Below are 15,700 nucleotides of genomic sequence, written 5' to 3'. Positions count from 1 at the left end.
AGTCGGCGCCGGATCCGCCAGCCGTCGGTCACGATCCCCGGCCGGGAGGGGCGGTCGTCGCCCACCGTGCCGTCCGAGAGACGGCGGCGCCGACGACCAGGATTGCGATCAGCGCGAACAGCCGCGCGGCCGCGAAGCCGGGCTCACCCGGCACGAAGCGACGGGCGCCATCGCCTCCTCACGTTCTCCCGCCCGCCCGCCCGTGGCGTATCGCGCGAGTGAGTAGAGCAATGAATGGCTTTACGCCTCGACGAGGGCCGAGCGGATGACCGATGTGAAGAACGTGAGGCCGTCGGTGCCGGAGCGCATCGCTTCGGCGGTGTCGGGGCCGAAGCCGGGCTCGACCGCGTGCTCGGGGTGCGGCATCAGGCCGACGACGTTGCCGCGCTCGTTGCGCACACCGGCGATGTCGTCGAGCGAGCCGTTCGGGTTGACCCCCGTGTAGCGGAACACCACGAGCCCCTCGCCATCGAGCCGCTTCAGCTCCTCGGCCGAGGCGATGAAACCGCCCTCGCCGTTCTTGAGCGGGATGACGATCTCCTGGCCCTGATCGAAACCGCTCGTCCACGGGGTGTTCGTGTTCTCGACCACGAGGTGCTGGTCGCGGCGGATGAAGTTGCCGTGGTCGTTGCGGATGAGACCTCCCGCGACGAGGTGCGCCTCCGCCAGCATCTGGAAGCCGTTGCAGATGCCGAGGACCGGCATCCCGCGGCCGGCGGCCTCCACGACCTCGGTCATGATCGGCGAGAGGCTCGCGATGGCGCCGCAGCGCAGGTAGTCGCCGTAGCTGAACCCGCCGGGAAGCACGAGGGCGTCGATGCCCTGGAGGTCGTGATCGCCGTGCCAGAGCGCCACCGGCTCTGCGCCGGCCAGCCGGACGGCGCGCAGCGCATCCCGGTCGTCGACCGAGCCGGGGAAGGTGATGACGCCGATGCGCATCAGGCGTCGCCCTCTGGATAGTGGATGCCCACCACGTCTTCGATGACCGAGTTCGAGAGGATCTCGTTCGCGATCTCGGTGACGGCGGCCTTGGTAGCGTCGTCGACCGGTCCGTCTACGGTCAGTTCGAAGCGCTTGCCCACGCGAACTCCTGAGAACTGGCCCTTGCCGAGGCGGGCTAGAGCGCCGGCGACCGCCTTGCCTTGCGGGTCGAGCAGCTCTGCCTTGGGCATGACTTCAACAACGATCGTCGACAAGGGTGATCTCCGCTCCACTCGCGCATCCTGGGCCAGCTGCGATTCTACCGTCCCGACGAGACGGTCAGGACGACGACGGGAACGGCCCGGCTACGACGAGAGCGGCCGCGCGCTCGAACCGTCGGTGTACGCGGCGGTCGCGACGCGGGAGGCGAAGGCGACGGCACGCGGGCCGAGGTCGCGGTGGAGGCGCGCGAAGAGTGCTGCGGAGGCCTCCCCCGGCCAGTCGGGCGGCAGCGCAGCCGCGGGGAGGCCGGGGTCGCGGTAGGGGATTACCCGCCACTCGTCGAGCACCCGGATCCACAAGGCGAAGGCCTCGGCGTCGTCGACGGGAGCTCTGGTGTCGCCGAACCGCGCGACGAACGAATCATGCAGCGTGCGGATGGCCATCAGGTCGTACCAGCGGGCGACACCGGCCGCCAGGTCCGTCCCCAGGCCGGCGGCCGGCCGCACTCCGGTGAAGAGGTCGGCGTCGAACTCGGCTGCGACCTCCTCGAGCTCGGGTTCGAGGCTGTCGGGCCCGATCCACAGGCCGTCTGCGACGGTGCCGCAGCCAAGTGCGGCGAGCCGCCGGCGCAGCTGGTGGCGCAGAGACCGCTGGTGCTCGGGGAACGAGAAGGAGACCAGGCACCACTCCGCCGTGGTCGACGGCTCCCCGAAGATCCGCGCATCGCCGCGCTCCAGCATCGGGACGGCCTCCGGGGCGAGGGCGTAGCCGGCCACGCCGACGCGCTGCTCGCGGACGAGCACGCCCCGCGAGCAGAGCCGCGCCAGGCTGGAGCGCGCTGTGGCGGCGGGAAACCCGAGGGCGCCCATGAGCTCGACGGCGCCGGCGGCGCTCATCCACCCGCCGATCGGGCGCAGCGTGCTGCCGACGACTGTGCGCAGCAGCGCGGTGGCCGAGCCGCTGCGCGCCTCCAGGTCCTCGCGGCCTCCGGTCACTCGTGGATCAGCTCCCCGAGCACGTCGCGCACCGCGGCCAGACCGACGGCGACCTCCTGGAAACTCGTGCTCAAGGGCGAGAGGCCGATCCGGAGGCCGCCGGGATCGCGGTAGTCGGGGATCACGTCCCGCTCCCAGAGCCGGGCGGCGACCTCCCGCATCGCCGGATGACTCAGGGTGAGATGGCCGCCGCGTCGCTCGGGGTCGCGCGGGCTCGCGAGGGCGACGCCGAGCGATGTCAGCCAGGTCTCGGCCAGCCGCAGCGCGAACTCGGTGAGTGCGACCGATTTGTCGCGCACCGCCTGGATGCCGCACTCCCGGATCATCGCGACGGTGTCCTGCAGGGCGAGCATCCCGACGATCGGCGGGGTCCCGGACAGGAAGCGGCGGAGGCCGTCGGCCGGCTGGTACTCCGGGCCCATCAGGAAGACGTCGCGGACGCCCATCCAGCCCTGGATCGGCTGGACGAGCTCCCGCTGCAAGCGCTCGTTCACGTAGCCGAAGGCGGGTGAGCCCGGGCCGCCGTTCAGGTACTTGTAGGTGCAGCCGACGGCGAGGTCGACCTGCCAGGCGTCGAGCTCGACGGGCACGGAGCCGGCCGAATGGCACAGGTCCCACAGCACGAGAGCGCCGGCATTGTGGACGATGCGGGTGATCGCTCGGGCGTCGGCGAGGAAACCCGAGCGGTAGGCGACGTGGCTCAGCACGACCAGCGCAGTGCGTGGACCGACCGCCGCGGAGACCTGCTCCGGGGTGACACCTGCCTCGGTGTCGGCCTCGATCCAGACCAGGTCGAGGCCGCGCTCGCGTGCGATGCCGTCCAGCACGTAGCGGTCGGTAGGGAAGTTGTCGGTGTCGAGCACGATCTCGCTGCGCTGGGGCAGCGAGTCGACGGCCGCGCGAGCGAGTTTGTAGAGGAGGACGGTCGTCGAGTCGCCGATGAAGACCTGGCCGGCAGCGGCGCCGAGGGCTGCGGCGCCGAGGTCGTCGCCGATGCGGAACGGCAGTTCCATCCACTCCTCGTCCCAGCCGCGGATCAGGCGCCCTCCCCAGCCGTCGATCACGAAACGCTGGAGGCGCTCGACACTCGGGATCGTCGGTCGGCCGAGCGAGTTGCCGTCGAAGTAGGCGAGGACGCGCTCCCGAGTGGCGAGGTCGGTGGGGGAGCTCTGGGAGGCTGCGCTCGGCGTGACGCCGACGAAACGCTCGCGGTAGAGGGCGAGGGGATCGTCGGCGTCGAGCGCGCGGGCCGCCGCCAGGGGGTCGCCGTCGAGGGCCTCGTCGCTGGCGAACGGGTCGTCGGTGGGGGTGTCGGTCATGGGTGCTCCTGTCGGAGGTCGGTGGACGCCAGGTCGGAGATGTGGAGGCCGCGTGCTGTGGCGAGCCAGCCGGGGAGGTGTGCGGGATCGGCGGGCGGCGGGGAGGGGATCCAGGCGATGCGGGGTCCGAGCGGTGCGGGAGCGGTGGCGTCGGTGCTGCTGCCGGTGCATGGGCCGGCGCCCGTGCCCGTGCCCGCGATCGTGCGGATGAGGTCTACGCCCTGGAGGCCGGCCTCCTGGATCGCCGCGAGTTCGCGCGCGTTCACGCCGACGGGGAGGTCGCCGTTGCCGAGGTCGGTGCCGTAGAGCACGTGGCCGCCGCGGGCGATGAAGCGGCGCAGGTTGTCGACGGCGATGCGGTACCCGGTGGTCGGGGTTCCCCAGCCGTGGATGTCGAGTGTGCTGATCCAGATCATCCCGGCGTCGACGGCTTCGGCGACGACATCGTCGTCGAGCCGCTCGGTGAACGGGGTGTGCGCCAGTTGGTCGACGCCGCCCCGCAGAGCGCGGGCGGTCTGGCCGGCGCCCTGCGCGTGGGCGACGACCGGGAGACCGGCGGCATGCGATTCCTCCACGATTGCGCTCAAGCTCGCGTTGTCCACGGTTTCGCCCGCATCGCTGTTGAGCGCGATCTTGATGCGCGAGGCTCCTGCCATGACCTGTTGCCGCACCGCCTCCCTGGCCTCCCGAGGGCCGCCGACCTCCTTCGCCGCGCCGGGAGGAGCCCAACCCGCGTTGACGGGATAGCCACCGGGAGCGGTGAGGAGCGCGCCGGCGATGGCGATGGCAGGACGGTGGGGACTGTCGTCCAGCCATGCGGCGGCGACAGAGGGGATCCAGCCGAGGTCGACCGCGTGCGTGATCCCGCCCTGAAAGAGGGCGCCCGGGTCGCTGAGGCCGAGGTGGGTGTGGTGGTCCGTGAGCGACGGGACGACGGTGCCGCCGAGGAGGAGGACGTTCGACGGGGCCGAGCCGTCGTGGGTGTTCGGGCGCTCGGGCGACGACGTTGTCGGGTGGAGGCACTCGCCGACGAGAGAGAGGCGGGTCGGGCCGGTGAAGTGATCGCCGGTCCAGAGCGCTTCGACGCGGACGAAGTCGGGTGGTGGGCCGCTCACTCCGGGGCGCCGATCTCGGTACGCACCGCGAAGAGCTCGGGGAAGAACGTGAGGTCGAGAGCCTTCTGCAAGAAGGTCACGCCGCTCGAACCGCCGGTGCCGGTCTTCATGCCGATGGTCCGCTGCACCGTCTTGAGGTGGCGGAAGCGCCAGAGCTGGAAATTGTCCTCCAGGTCGACGAGCTCCTCGCAGGCTTCGTACTCGCTCCAGTGCTCCGAGGCGTGCTCGTAGATGTCGCGGAACATCGGTACGAGCTCCGGGCAGAAGACGTGGGCCTCCGTCACGTCGCGGTCGAGCACCGACCGCGGCACCGCGTGGCCGGCACGCGCCAGGTAACGCAGGAACTCGTCGTAGACGCTGGGCGCCTCCAGCAGCTCGGTCAGCAGAGCCAGCGCGCCGGGGTCGTCGCGGAACACGGTCAGCATGCGTCGGTTCTTGTTGCCGAGCACGAACTCCACCGCGCGGTACTGATACGACTGGAAGCCGGACGAGTTGCCGAGGAAACCGCGGAACTGCGCGTACTCGGTCGGTGTCAGTGTGGCGAGCACCGACCACTGCTCGGTGAGAGTCTTCTGGATGTGCTTGACGCGCGCGACGCGCTTGAGCGCCTGCGGGAGCTGGTCGGTGCGGAGCAGGTCGCGCGCGTCCTCCAGCTCGTGGAGCACGAGCTTGAGCCAGAGCTCCGTCGTCTGGTGCTGGATGATGAACAGCAGCTCGTCGTGATGCTCCGGAACGCTCACCGGCTTCTGTGCGCTGAGCAGAGTGTCGAGATCGAGGTATGACCCGTACGACATCCGCTCGCGGAAGTCAGTGACGATGTCCGGATCGAACTCTCGAGTGTTCTCGTTCGCGGCCATGTTGCGATTCTGCGTCGATCGTGACGAAAGTGCAACAGCACGGTGCGCCAGGCGCCAGGCGCGAGGGCTGCAGCGGCACGCACGCGTTCGCGTCCGTTCACCCGCCGGTTACCCGGAGTTGCCGCCTCCGTCGTCGCTGCCTCCTAGCGTGGAGGCGCTGCGTCGGGACGCGGACGGGAGACAGGCATGGGCGGGCACTACGATTTCGTGGTCGTCGGAGATGGCATCGTGGGACTCGGCCACGTCGTCGCGGCCCTGCGGCGCGGTCTCACCGTCGCCGTCGCCGACCGGGCACAGCAGACCCTGTCGTGACGATCAAGGCGGTGACCCCACGTGTCGTCGAGCCACCGGCGAGCCTGGGGAGGGGGCTGAGTGTGTATCCGTCGGCCACGGCGATGGTGTGGCCTGGGGAGGGGCACACGCACGAGGCGGTCGACGTGCCGGTGTGCGGCTGGCGCCCGGCGACGCGCTCGTGGAGGTGGAGCTCGCGACGGTGTGCGGATCCGACGTCGAGACGGTGCTCGGTCACCGGCCGGCATCTACCCCGCTGGTGCGCGGCCACGAGCAGGTCGGCCGGGTGGTCGCGCTCGGCCGCGGCGGGGCGAAGACGACCGACGGCAAGCTGGTCGCGCTCGGGGAGCGGGTGGTCTGGTCGTCGGCCGTGCCGTGCGGCCGGTGCGCGCGGTGCAATCGAGGCATCCCTCAGCAGTGCGTGAGCCTCCAGAAGTATGGGCACGAGCGCATGCGGCGCGGCTGGGAGCTCTCGGGAGGCTTCGCGACGCACACGCACATCCTCCATGGCACGCCGCTGGTGCCGGTTCCCGAGCACGTCGCCGCGGAGGTGCTCGCACCCGCGTCGTGTCCCACGGCGACGGTCGCGGCGGCGCTCGAGGCGGCTGCGGCGATCGTCCCGCTCGACGGTGCGCTGGTCGTCGTCGCCGGTGCCGGCATGCTCGGGCTGACAGCCGCCGCGATGGCGACGGAGGCGGGCGCGAAAGTCGTCGTGAGCGACCCGCTCCCGGAGCGCCGCGACGCCGCGCTGCTGTTCGGGGCAGTCGCGGTCGCCGACCCGGGCGCTGACCCGGGAGCCCGCTCCGGTTTGCCGCACGCGCTGGCCGAGGCGGGAGGCCGCGGACCTGCGCCGTCGATCGCCCTCGAGCTCTCGGGTGCGGAGTCCGCCGTGCGCTCCCTGGTCTCGGTGGTCGACGTCGGCGGCGTGCTGGTCCTCGCCGGGTCGGTGTCGCCCGGGCCGGAGCTGCCGGTCGTCCCTGACCTCCTCGTGCGGCACCTGCTCACCATCCGCGGCGTGCACAACTACGCGCCGCGGCACCTGGAAGAGGCGGTGCGGTTCCTCGCCGTCGCAGGCACGAGGTATCCGTTCGCACAACAGGTCGGCGCCGTGTTCCTCCTCGCCGAGGTGGATGCTGCGCTGGCGAGCAGGGGCTTCCCGCGGGTGGCGGTGCGGCCCTGGCTCTTCCCGTGAGCGTTCTCACATCTTCGAATTCGTATCCTGGGATCCGCTTGACCGTGAGGACCCCCGTGATCGAGACCCCTTCCGCCCCGACCACCGCCCAGGCCGCAGCCGAAGACCGGCCGTACACGCCCGCGCCGCCGTCGCCCCGCGCGGGCCGTGTGATCGGTGCGCTGATCTTCTCCAGCCGTTGGCTGCAGGCCCCGCTCTACCTGGGCCTCATCGTCGCGCAGGCGGTCTACGTCTACGTGTTCGTGGTCGAGCTGTGGCACCTCACCGAGGGGGTCATCTCCGACCCGAGCCACGTGGACGAGGCCTACGTGATGCTGGCCGTGCTCGGGCTGATCGACGTGGTGATGATCGCGAACCTCCTCATCATGGTGATCATCGGAGGGTACGAGACCTTCGTCTCGCGTGTGAACGTGCAGGGGCATCCCGACCAGCCCGAGTGGCTCTCGCACGTCAACGCCAACGTGCTCAAGGTCAAGCTGGCGATGGCGATCATCGGCATCTCGTCCATCCACCTCCTGAAGACGTTCATCGCCGTCGGCGACCTGGGCGCTACGAACGGCGGCTCGATCGACGGTGAGAAGTACACGTCGCTCGGCGTGTTCTGGCAGGTGATGATCCATCTGGTCTTCATCGCGTCCGCCGTGGCGCTCGCCGCGATCGACCGGATGTCGAAACCGCGGGGAGCGGCGACGTCGCACTGAGCCCGGGCACTGACGCGCACAGCGTCCCCGTGGCAGGGTTGAAACGTGCCCGCCGATTCGCTCGCCCGATTCTTCGAGCTGCTGCGCACCCTTCCCGAGCACGCTGACGCGGAGGCCCTCTACGGCGATGATCTTGAGGGCAGACGCCGCGAGCGCAACCTCCGCCGCTACCTGGCGATGCCGCACGCCTCCGTACTGCTCCTCGGCGAGGCGCCGGGCTGGCGGGGGATGACGGTCACGGGTGTGCCGTTCGTCTCCGGGAGGGAGGCCGAGGCCGGGGTCGTTCCCGGGCTGGAGCTGCCCGAGCATCCGCAGGCATTGTGGGAAGCCTCCAGCCGCGTGGTATGGGCGACGCTGCGCGACTGGCGTGGCCCGATCCCGCTTTCGTGGCCGGTCTATCCGCTGCATCCGTTCGTCGCGGGCGATCCACGAAGCAATCGCACGCCGAGGCCGGCCGAGGTGCGCGACGGTGTGCCGGTCGCACTCGAGCTGATCCGCGCGTTGGGCATCGAGACCGTGGTCGCGGTCGGCCGCAAGGCACAGGGCGCGATTGCCGCGTCTGGTCTGGTGGCCCCGGCGATCCGGCACCCGGCGCAGGGTGGCGCCGTGCTGTTCGCCCAGCAGCTGGTCGAGCTGAACCGGGCATTGGGATAACCGGTCTAGCGATATTCTGGAATGATTTCTGTTTTGAAAATGTGAGTACAACGCCAGAATGGGTTCTATGGTCGCAGAGCTCACTATCCAACGAGCCGGGCGCGGCATAGCTCCACTGCCGTCCGAATACTCGACATTCATCGATCGACGGAAACAGCTGACGGCTGCGCGGGAGCTGCTCGGAACGACGCGTCTTCTCACCGTCGTGGGTCCCGGCGGGGTGGGCAAGACGCGATTCGCGATCAAGTTGGCGAAGGCCGTGCGGAATCACTTTCCGGGGGGAGAGTGGTACATCGACCTGACCCGCGTCAGCCCGTCGGGATCGCTGATCGACGAGATGAGCGGCGTCTTGGGGGTTCCGACGCCCTTCAGCGGAGGCGTTGAGCGGATCGTGAGCTTCTTCGGGTCCAAGCGGGGCCTCCTGGTGCTGGACAACTGCGAACACATCCTGGATCAGTGCATCGCCCTGGTGCACTCCCTGCTCGCGGAATGTCCGGGACTGACAGTATTGGCGACCAGCCGCGAGGCGATGCGGGTGGCCGCCGAAAGGCTCTTCTTGCTCGACCCTTTCGAGACAGAAGGGTCGGGTTCGAGCGACTCGGCGGCGGCGGCGCTTTTTCTGGAACGCTGCGCGGCTGTGCTTCCGGAGCCCTCCGATGCGGACCGCAAGGCGATCGCGGAGATCTGCGTGCGGCTCGACGGTCTGCCCCTCGCGATCGAGCTCGCTGCGACGCGGATGCGCGCTCTCGCCGCCGGTCAAATCCTCGACATGCTGACAGAACCGTTGCCCCTGCTCACGGGAGGGCCGCGAGACGCACCGGACCGGCAGCGGACGATGAGTGCCGCGATCGAGTGGAGCTACGCGCTCTGCACGCCGGAGGAGCAGCTGGTCTGGGCTCGGATGTCGGTGTTCGTGGGAGGCTGGGAGCTCGAGGCCCTCGCGTGGATGTACCCCGAGGACGCAGCTTCAGCGCTGGACATCGTGCAGCCGCTACTGGACAAGTCGATCGTCGTGCGGCGTCAGACCGGAAACCTGGTCTATTACGACATGCTCGACACCATCCGCGCCTTCGGCTCCCAGAAACTGTCGGAGGCGCAAGCGCGAGAGGCTCGCGCGCTTCACCGTGACTGGTATCTCGATCGCATCAAGGCTCTCTCCGTGGACTGGTACGGACCACGGCAAGCGCACTGGTTGGCGTATCTTCGCCGGGAACTGCCCAATTTCCGGGCCGCGATCGAGTTCAGCCTTGCCGAGGGAGATCCCACATCGGCCGGTCTCTTGGTGACGACCGCCGTTCGGCCGATGTGGATGGCGAACGGCCTGGCCTCCGAATTGCACCGCTGGCTCGAGCTCGTGGTCGGGACGGGGACACCGCCCACACTGGGAGCATGCGTGGCGCTCGGTTTTTACGGCAACACGATGTACTTCTACGGCGACAGGGACGAGGGGCTGCGAATGCTGGCGCGGGCGCGCGATATCGCTGAGCAGATCGGCGATCCTGCCATCTTCGCGATCGAAGAGATGAGGACCCTGAATATCCACCCGTACAAGCTTCAGGTCGCCGAGACGGAGAAGCTGCTGGAGAGGTACGGGACTGTCTACCAGATTCACACTCGCACGAACACCGAGAATCGGTTGGCTGCTGCGTATGACCGAGCTGGTGATATCGATTCCGCGACCGAGTTTCGGGAGCGTCTCATCGGCAAAGGAATCAAAGCGGGGGACTCGTACGAGACGATGCAGTTGCTCTTCGAGGCGTCGCTCTCGGCGGTCGGGCGCGGTGAAGCGGAGCAGGCGACCAAGCTGGCGAGACAAGCTCTGAGCCTGGCGCTGAATCTCGACAGCCCGCCCGCGATCGCCCGCTGCGAGGAAGCGCTGGCCCGCGCGGCTGTCGAAGCGCGCGACTTCGTGCGCGCAGCGACACTCCTCGGCGTGAGTTTTCCCGACGGCGATCCCGCCGGAGCCATCGTCAATTCGGACCCCCGATGGGGGCCGGTCCGGGCTGAGACGGAAACCGAGACGAAACCGGCTCTGGGTCAACGTGCCTATGACGCGGCGATCGCTGCGGGAAAGTCGATGACGGTCGAGGAGGGAGCCGCGTATGCGCTCGGCACCCAACTGCCCGACCACGTCACGAAGCCGCACCTCGCGCCCGCGCAGCCCTTGTCCCCGCGCGAGAGCCAGGTCGCCGCTCTGGTCGGCCAGGGTTTGACCGATCGGCAGATCGCCGAGCGTCTGGTGATCTCCCGGCGGACCGCGGAGGGCCATGTCGCGAGTGGCCTGATGAAGCTCGGCTTCACCTCTCGTTCACAGCTGGCCGCCTGGACGAAACGCCAGTCCTGATCGCAGTTGCTCTTCCGAATGCTCCGGGCGTACTATTCCACGTGGAATAATCCGTTCTGGTCATCCGTTATCGAAAGCTCTTCGATCCATGCCGCGCACGCCTTCCCTGACTCCCCTCGCCGTCGCAGCGCTCGCGCTGCTCGCCGAGGGGCGGACGCACCCGTACGAGATGTATCAGACACTCGTGCTGCGGTCGGAGGACCGGCTCGTCAAGGTGCGCCCGGGATCGCTTTACCACACGGTCGACCGTCTGGCCCGCCAGGGCTTGGTGCGGGCGACCGGCACCGGGCGCGAGGGCAATCGCCCGGAGCGCACCACCTACGAGATCACGGAGGAGGGCGCCCTGGCTCTCGGCGAGCGCGTCGCGGACATCATCGCGACACCGGTCAACCAGTTCCCGGAGTTCCCGCTCGGCCTCGGCGAGGCGCACAACCTCCCGCTCGAGACTGTGATCGACCTCCTGCGCAAGCGCGTCGGGCTGGTCCGCGCCGACATCACGGTGCTGGACGAGGCGGTGCGTGCGATCCGGGCAAAAGGACTGCCCGCCAAGTACTGGCTCGACGTGCGCTATCTGCGCACGATGGCGGAGGCCGACGTGGCCACGCTCGAAGCCCTCATCGACGACCTCGCCTCGGGAGTCATCCCCTGGGACGAGGAGAAGAAGCACTGAGAGAAAGAATCGCATGGAACGCCAACTGAAGCCGTGGCCCGCGCTGTGGGCACTCGTCATCGGGTTCTTCATGATCCTGATCGACACGACCATCGTGTCGGTCGCCAACCCGTCGATCATGAAGGGCCTCGACCTCGGGACCGACTACAACGCGGTCATCTGGGTCACCAGCGCCTACCTGCTCGCGTACGCCGTCCCGCTGCTGATCACCGGTCGCCTCGGCGACCGCTTCGGCCCCAAGAACATCTACCTCATCGGCCTCGTGATCTTCACGCTGGCCTCGGCGTGGTGCGGGTTCTCTGGCGCCATGCCGGGAGGCGGCATCGGGATGCTGATCGCCGCCCGCGTCGTGCAGGGTCTCGGCGCCGCGCTGATGACCCCGCAGACGATGGCCGTCATCACCCGCATCTTCCCGCCGGACCGCCGTGGCGCTGCCATGGGTCTCTGGGGCGCCGTCGCGGGTGTCGCGACGCTGATCGGCCCGCTGCTCGGCGGCGTGCTCGTGGATTGGCTCGGCTGGGAGTGGATCTTCTTCATCAACGTGCCGGTCGGAGTCGTGGCCTTCATCCTCGCGATGCGCCTCGTGCCCAAGCTGCCGACGCACACGCACGCCTTCGACATCCTCGGCGTGGTGCTTTCGGCCGTCGGCATGTTCCTGCTGGTCTTCGGCCTCCAGGAGGGCGGCACCTACAACTGGGGAACCATCGGCGACGGCCCGTTCAGCGTGTGGGGTCTCATCATCGCAGGCATCGTCGTCCTGACCGCTTTCGTGGTCTGGCAGGCGCTCAACAAGAAGGAGCCGCTGCTGCCGCTGCCGCTGTTCCGCGACCCCAACTTCTCGCTCAGCAACGGCGCGATCACCACGGTCGGCTTCGCAGTGACCTGCATGGCGCTGCCGCTGGTGTTCTACTTCCAGACCGTCCGCGGTCTTACCCCGACCGAGTCGGCGCTGATGCTCGCCCCGACCGCCGTGTTCTCCGGCGTGCTCGCCCCGGTGATGGGCCGACTGATCGACAGGATCAACCCGAAGTGGGTCGCGACCCCCGGCCTCGTGCTCTTCTCGCTGTCGCTGTTCCTCTACTCGCGCATGCTCACCCCGGATGTCAGCATCTGGTGGCTGCTCGTCCCGAGCGCGCTGCTCGGCATCGCGATGTCGGGTGTCTGGGGTCCGATCTCGGCCACCACCACCCGCAACCTGCCGATGAACCAGGCCGGAGCCGGATCGGGTGTCTTCAACACGACACGTCAGATCGGAGCCGTGCTCGGCAGCGCGTCGATCTCGGCCCTCATCACCGGCCGTCTGGCTGCCGACCTCCCGAAGGCCCCGAGCGGCGCTGCGCCGGCCGCGACGACGGGCACCGAGCTGCCGACCTTCCTGCACGCCGGATTCACCCAGGCGATGTCGGAGTCTCTGCTCCTACCCGCCGCGGTCGCCTTTCTCGGCGCGCTGATCGTGATCTGGTGGGAGAAGCCCCGTCCGCCCGCGTGGGGACCACGCGTGGCGGCGCCTGCCGGGGCGCAGGCGCAGGCCGGGGCAATGCAGGGCGCTTCGGAGCCCGCGACGGCCGGAGCTTTGCACGGCGCGCACGCGGCCGAGGCGCCCGTCGATGCGGTGCAGCACGGCGCGCACGCGGGCGATGCCGTCGAAGCGTCTCGCGACGGCGACGAGCACCACGGCATCCACGCCGCGCCGGCCACCGACTGAGCAGCGCTGCGCGCGCTGTACGGAAGGGAGGATTCCCGAGCCGATTAGGCCCGGGAGTCCTCCCTTCACTGCTTTCCGGCGTCACATCGCCGCGGATCTCCCCCGTTGCCGTGGTACTTGCACAAAAGGCGCCATTCGCGCTGCCAGTCCGATCAGCTCGGGGAGGAAGCCGGCCGCCCGTCCTCGCCGCAACGTCGATGGGTGCCCGGCGCGAGCGGGAGATAGAGTCCGTGTGGACACGATGTCGCGAAAGGAGGGGCTGTGCCGACGCGGAAACCCTCGATCACCGACGTTGCACGGATCGCTGGAGTTTCGTATCAGACCGTCTCACGGGTGATCAACGACGCCCCGGATGTGAACGCCGCGACGCGTGCACGGATCCAGGAGATCATCGCCGAGGTCGGATACCGCCGCAATCGATCCGCGGCCGCGCTGGTCACCAACCGCTCGACCTCGATCGGGATCGTGACAGACGGCTCCCCCCGGTTCGGCCCCGTCGGGACTCTCCTCTCGCTGGAGCGCGAGGCCCGGGAGCGCGGATACGTCGTCACGGTGGTCGCCGCGGACGAACCCTTTGAGCTCTCGATCCAGGAGGCGTTCAACACCCTGGACGAGATCGGCGTCGACGGGATCATCGTCATCGCACCTCGCCTGTCGATGGCGGAGGCGACGCGAAAGGCGTCCGTCCGCATCCCGGTCGAAATGATCGCGGCGGGCGCTTCGGGAACGCCCAAGGTCTTCACCTATTCCGAGGATCAGGAGCTGGGGGCCCGCATGGCGACCCAGCATCTCATCGAGCTCGGCCACACGGACATCGCCCACATCGCCGGCTCGATGGACTGGTTCGACGGACGCGTGCGCAAGAGCGGGTGGGAGGCCGCCCTGGCCGGCGCCGGCCTGCAGCCCGGACTGTGCCTCGAAGGCGACTGGAGCCCGAAGTGGGCCTACGAGGTGGGCCTCCGGCTCATCGACGAAGGCCGGGTCCCGTCCGCCATCTTCGCCGTGAGCGACCACACGGCGCTGGGGCTCATCCGAGCGTTCGTGGAGAACGGAGTCCGCGTGCCGCAGGATGTCAGTATCGTCGGCTTCGACGATCTGGAGGGGTCGGACTACTTCCTGCCGCCGCTGACGACCGTCAGACAGGATTTCCCGGCGCTCGCCCGCGCCACCATCGAGGTGCTGCTCGGGGCGGTCGAAGGTCGCGAGGTCGATCGCACGCCCAGCGTGCCGACTCTGGTGGTGCGCCAGAGCGCCATCCGCGCCTCCTGAGGCTTCCCCGGAGCGACGCCGACGCGGAAAACCGGGTCGCCGGTCGCGCTTGACAAACATCTCCGTGAACGTTCACGATAGATCCTGCCGACGGAGTTCGACGGAGCTGCGGCGGCGAAGTCCACGCAATCGATCCGGCCCGACGTCAGTGACGACTGTCCAGGGAGCAGCTCGGTCGCGGGGACGAAACTCACTACCGGCGCGCCCGACTGCCGTTCCAGCAGGATGCGCGAAGGCCGGACATTCATGCACCCCTAACGCAATCCAGAAAGGACTGGAGAAGCATGCTCCGAAAAACAGCATTGGTGGCAGCAACCGCGGCACTCGTCTTCGCGATCGTCGGTTGCAGGTCCACGACGCCATCCAGCAGCAACCAGGACACCGCCGCCTCCCAGAAGGCCGAGAAGGCGCTCGAGGAGGTGACCGGGCAGGTGTTCAGCAAAGGCCCGAACGGCGAAGACCCGTCACCGGCGTCCGCCGCCGACCTGTCCGGCGACGAGATCGCGAAGGTGAAGGCGCTCGGCGCGACCGCGGCGATCGTCATGCACTACGGCGGCAACGACTGGGCGACCGCCCAGATCGCCGGCCTCAAGAGCGAGTTCGGCAAGCTGGGCATCAAGGTGATCGCCACGACCGACGCCAACTTCAAGCCGGACAAGCAGGTCTCCGACCTCGAGACCGTGCTGGCGCAGAAGCCGAACATCATCGTCTCGATTCCGACCGACCCAGTGGCGACCGCGTCCGCCTACAAGGCGGCTGCCGCGGCCGGCGCGAAGCTCGTGTTCATGGACAACGTCCCGCATGGCCTTCAGGCCGGCAAGGACTACGTCTCGGTGGTCTCGGCCGACAACTACGGCAACGGCGTCGTCTCCGCCCACGAACTCGCGAAGGCGCTCGGAGGCAAGGGCACCATCGGCACGATCTTCCACCAGGCCGACTTCTTCGTGACCAAGCAGCGCTACGACGGCTTCAAGGCGACCATCGCCAAGGACTACCCCGACATCAAGATCGTCGAGGAGAAGGGCATCTCCGGCCCCGACTTCGCCGGAGACGCCCAGGCCGCGGCCAACGCCATGATGAGCAAGCACCCGGACCTCTCCGGGATCTGGGCAGTCTGGGACGTCCCGGCCGAAGGCGTGATGGCAGCGGCCCGCGCCTCCGGGCGCACCGACCTCAAGATCGCGACGGAAGACCTCGGAACGAACGTCGCCATCGCGCTCGCCAAGAACCAGCTCGTCGTCGGGCTGGGAGCCCAGGTGCCCTTCGACCAGGGGGTGACCGAAGCCCGCCTCGGTGCGGGGGCCCTGATCGGCAAGACCGCCCCGCCGTACATCGCGCTGAGCGCCCTGCCGGTCGACCACTCGAACGTCCTCGACGCCTGGAAGAAGGTCTACCACCAGGACCCGCCGAAGGACCTGACGAACTCGTACAAGAAGTAGGCAGCC

General features: G+C 68.9%; 16 protein-coding genes. 9 read left to right on the top strand and 7 right to left on the bottom strand.

From position 1 onward, the window contains the following. Positions 1–28: 28 nt before the first annotated feature. The 7 genes from ACPPVW_RS05830 to kynA all read right to left on the bottom strand — a co-directional run bounded on the left by ACPPVW_RS05830 (position 29) and on the right by kynA (position 5,429). Complete coding sequence (locus ACPPVW_RS05830; protein WP_426625578.1) at positions 29–154, bottom strand: hypothetical protein; 126 nt, start codon at positions 152–154, stop codon at positions 29–31. Positions 155–240: 86 nt separating this feature from the next. Next, positions 241–939: a phosphoribosylformylglycinamidine synthase subunit PurQ gene (gene purQ / locus ACPPVW_RS05825; RefSeq protein ID WP_426625577.1), complete on the bottom strand. Its 699-nt coding sequence runs from the start codon at positions 937–939 to the stop codon at positions 241–243. Then, complete coding sequence (gene purS, locus ACPPVW_RS05820) at positions 939–1,196, bottom strand: phosphoribosylformylglycinamidine synthase subunit PurS (protein WP_426625576.1); 258 nt, start codon at positions 1,194–1,196, stop codon at positions 939–941. The genes purQ and purS overlap by 1 nt, the downstream gene beginning before the upstream one ends. A 90-nt stretch (positions 1,197–1,286) precedes the next feature. Continuing rightward, entirely contained in the window at positions 1,287–2,138 is an 852-nt protein-coding gene (locus ACPPVW_RS05815; protein WP_426625575.1) for a PaaX family transcriptional regulator, read from the bottom strand. After that, positions 2,135–3,457 carry a kynureninase gene (locus ACPPVW_RS05810; protein ID WP_426625574.1) on the bottom strand — a complete coding sequence of 441 codons (1,323 nt, stop codon included), beginning with the start codon at positions 3,455–3,457 and terminating at the stop codon, positions 2,135–2,137. The genes ACPPVW_RS05815 and ACPPVW_RS05810 overlap by 4 nt, the downstream gene beginning before the upstream one ends. Next, positions 3,454–4,572: a hypothetical protein gene (locus tag ACPPVW_RS05805; protein ID WP_426625573.1), complete on the bottom strand. Its 1,119-nt coding sequence runs from the start codon at positions 4,570–4,572 to the stop codon at positions 3,454–3,456. The genes ACPPVW_RS05810 and ACPPVW_RS05805 overlap by 4 nt, the downstream gene beginning before the upstream one ends. After that, positions 4,569–5,429 (bottom strand): tryptophan 2,3-dioxygenase, encoded by an 861-nt coding sequence (kynA, locus tag ACPPVW_RS05800; RefSeq protein ID WP_426625572.1) that lies wholly within the window; start codon positions 5,427–5,429, stop codon positions 4,569–4,571. The genes ACPPVW_RS05805 and kynA overlap by 4 nt, the downstream gene beginning before the upstream one ends. 186 nt (positions 5,430–5,615) lie before the next feature. On the opposite strand from kynA, the gene ACPPVW_RS05795 reads away from it, so the two are divergent. The 9 genes from ACPPVW_RS05795 to ACPPVW_RS05755 all read left to right on the top strand — a co-directional run bounded on the left by ACPPVW_RS05795 (position 5,616) and on the right by ACPPVW_RS05755 (position 15,694). Beyond that, on the top strand, positions 5,616–5,741 hold the full coding sequence (locus ACPPVW_RS05795) for a hypothetical protein (protein ID WP_426625571.1): 126 nt from the start codon (positions 5,616–5,618) through the stop codon (positions 5,739–5,741). Between the two features lie 133 nt (positions 5,742–5,874). Beyond that, on the top strand, positions 5,875–6,912 hold the full coding sequence (locus tag ACPPVW_RS05790) for an alcohol dehydrogenase catalytic domain-containing protein (RefSeq protein ID WP_426625570.1): 1,038 nt from the start codon (positions 5,875–5,877) through the stop codon (positions 6,910–6,912). Positions 6,913–6,968: 56 nt separating this feature from the next. After that, positions 6,969–7,613: a TIGR00645 family protein gene (locus tag ACPPVW_RS05785; RefSeq protein ID WP_426625569.1), complete on the top strand. Its 645-nt coding sequence runs from the start codon at positions 6,969–6,971 to the stop codon at positions 7,611–7,613. A 45-nt stretch (positions 7,614–7,658) separates the two neighbouring features. Then, positions 7,659–8,267 (top strand): uracil-DNA glycosylase, encoded by a 609-nt coding sequence (locus ACPPVW_RS05780; RefSeq protein ID WP_426625568.1) that lies wholly within the window; start codon positions 7,659–7,661, stop codon positions 8,265–8,267. 67 nt (positions 8,268–8,334) lie between these two features. After that, on the top strand, positions 8,335–10,611 hold the full coding sequence (locus ACPPVW_RS05775) for an ATP-binding protein (protein ID WP_426625567.1): 2,277 nt from the start codon (positions 8,335–8,337) through the stop codon (positions 10,609–10,611). 88 nt (positions 10,612–10,699) lie between these two features. Beyond that, on the top strand, positions 10,700–11,281 hold the full coding sequence (locus tag ACPPVW_RS05770) for a PadR family transcriptional regulator (RefSeq protein WP_426625566.1): 582 nt from the start codon (positions 10,700–10,702) through the stop codon (positions 11,279–11,281). Between the two features lie 13 nt (positions 11,282–11,294). Then, a complete protein-coding gene (locus tag ACPPVW_RS05765) occupies positions 11,295–12,986 on the top strand; it encodes an MFS transporter (protein ID WP_426625565.1) in 1,692 nt (563 codons plus the stop codon). 261 nt (positions 12,987–13,247) lie between these two features. After that, positions 13,248–14,255, top strand: coding sequence for a LacI family DNA-binding transcriptional regulator (locus ACPPVW_RS05760; RefSeq protein ID WP_426625564.1), 1,008 nt, complete (start codon positions 13,248–13,250; stop codon positions 14,253–14,255). A 284-nt stretch (positions 14,256–14,539) separates the two neighbouring features. After that, entirely contained in the window at positions 14,540–15,694 is a 1,155-nt protein-coding gene (locus tag ACPPVW_RS05755) for a substrate-binding domain-containing protein (RefSeq protein ID WP_426625563.1), read from the top strand. Positions 15,695–15,700 lie beyond the last annotated feature (6 nt).

Source organism: Leifsonia sp. McL0607, assembly GCF_049993355.1.
Lineage (GTDB): Bacteria > Actinomycetota > Actinomycetes > Actinomycetales > Microbacteriaceae > Leifsonia.
The sequence above is the reverse complement of the archived record's forward strand: the minus strand, read 5'-3'. Positions and strand labels throughout refer to the sequence as shown.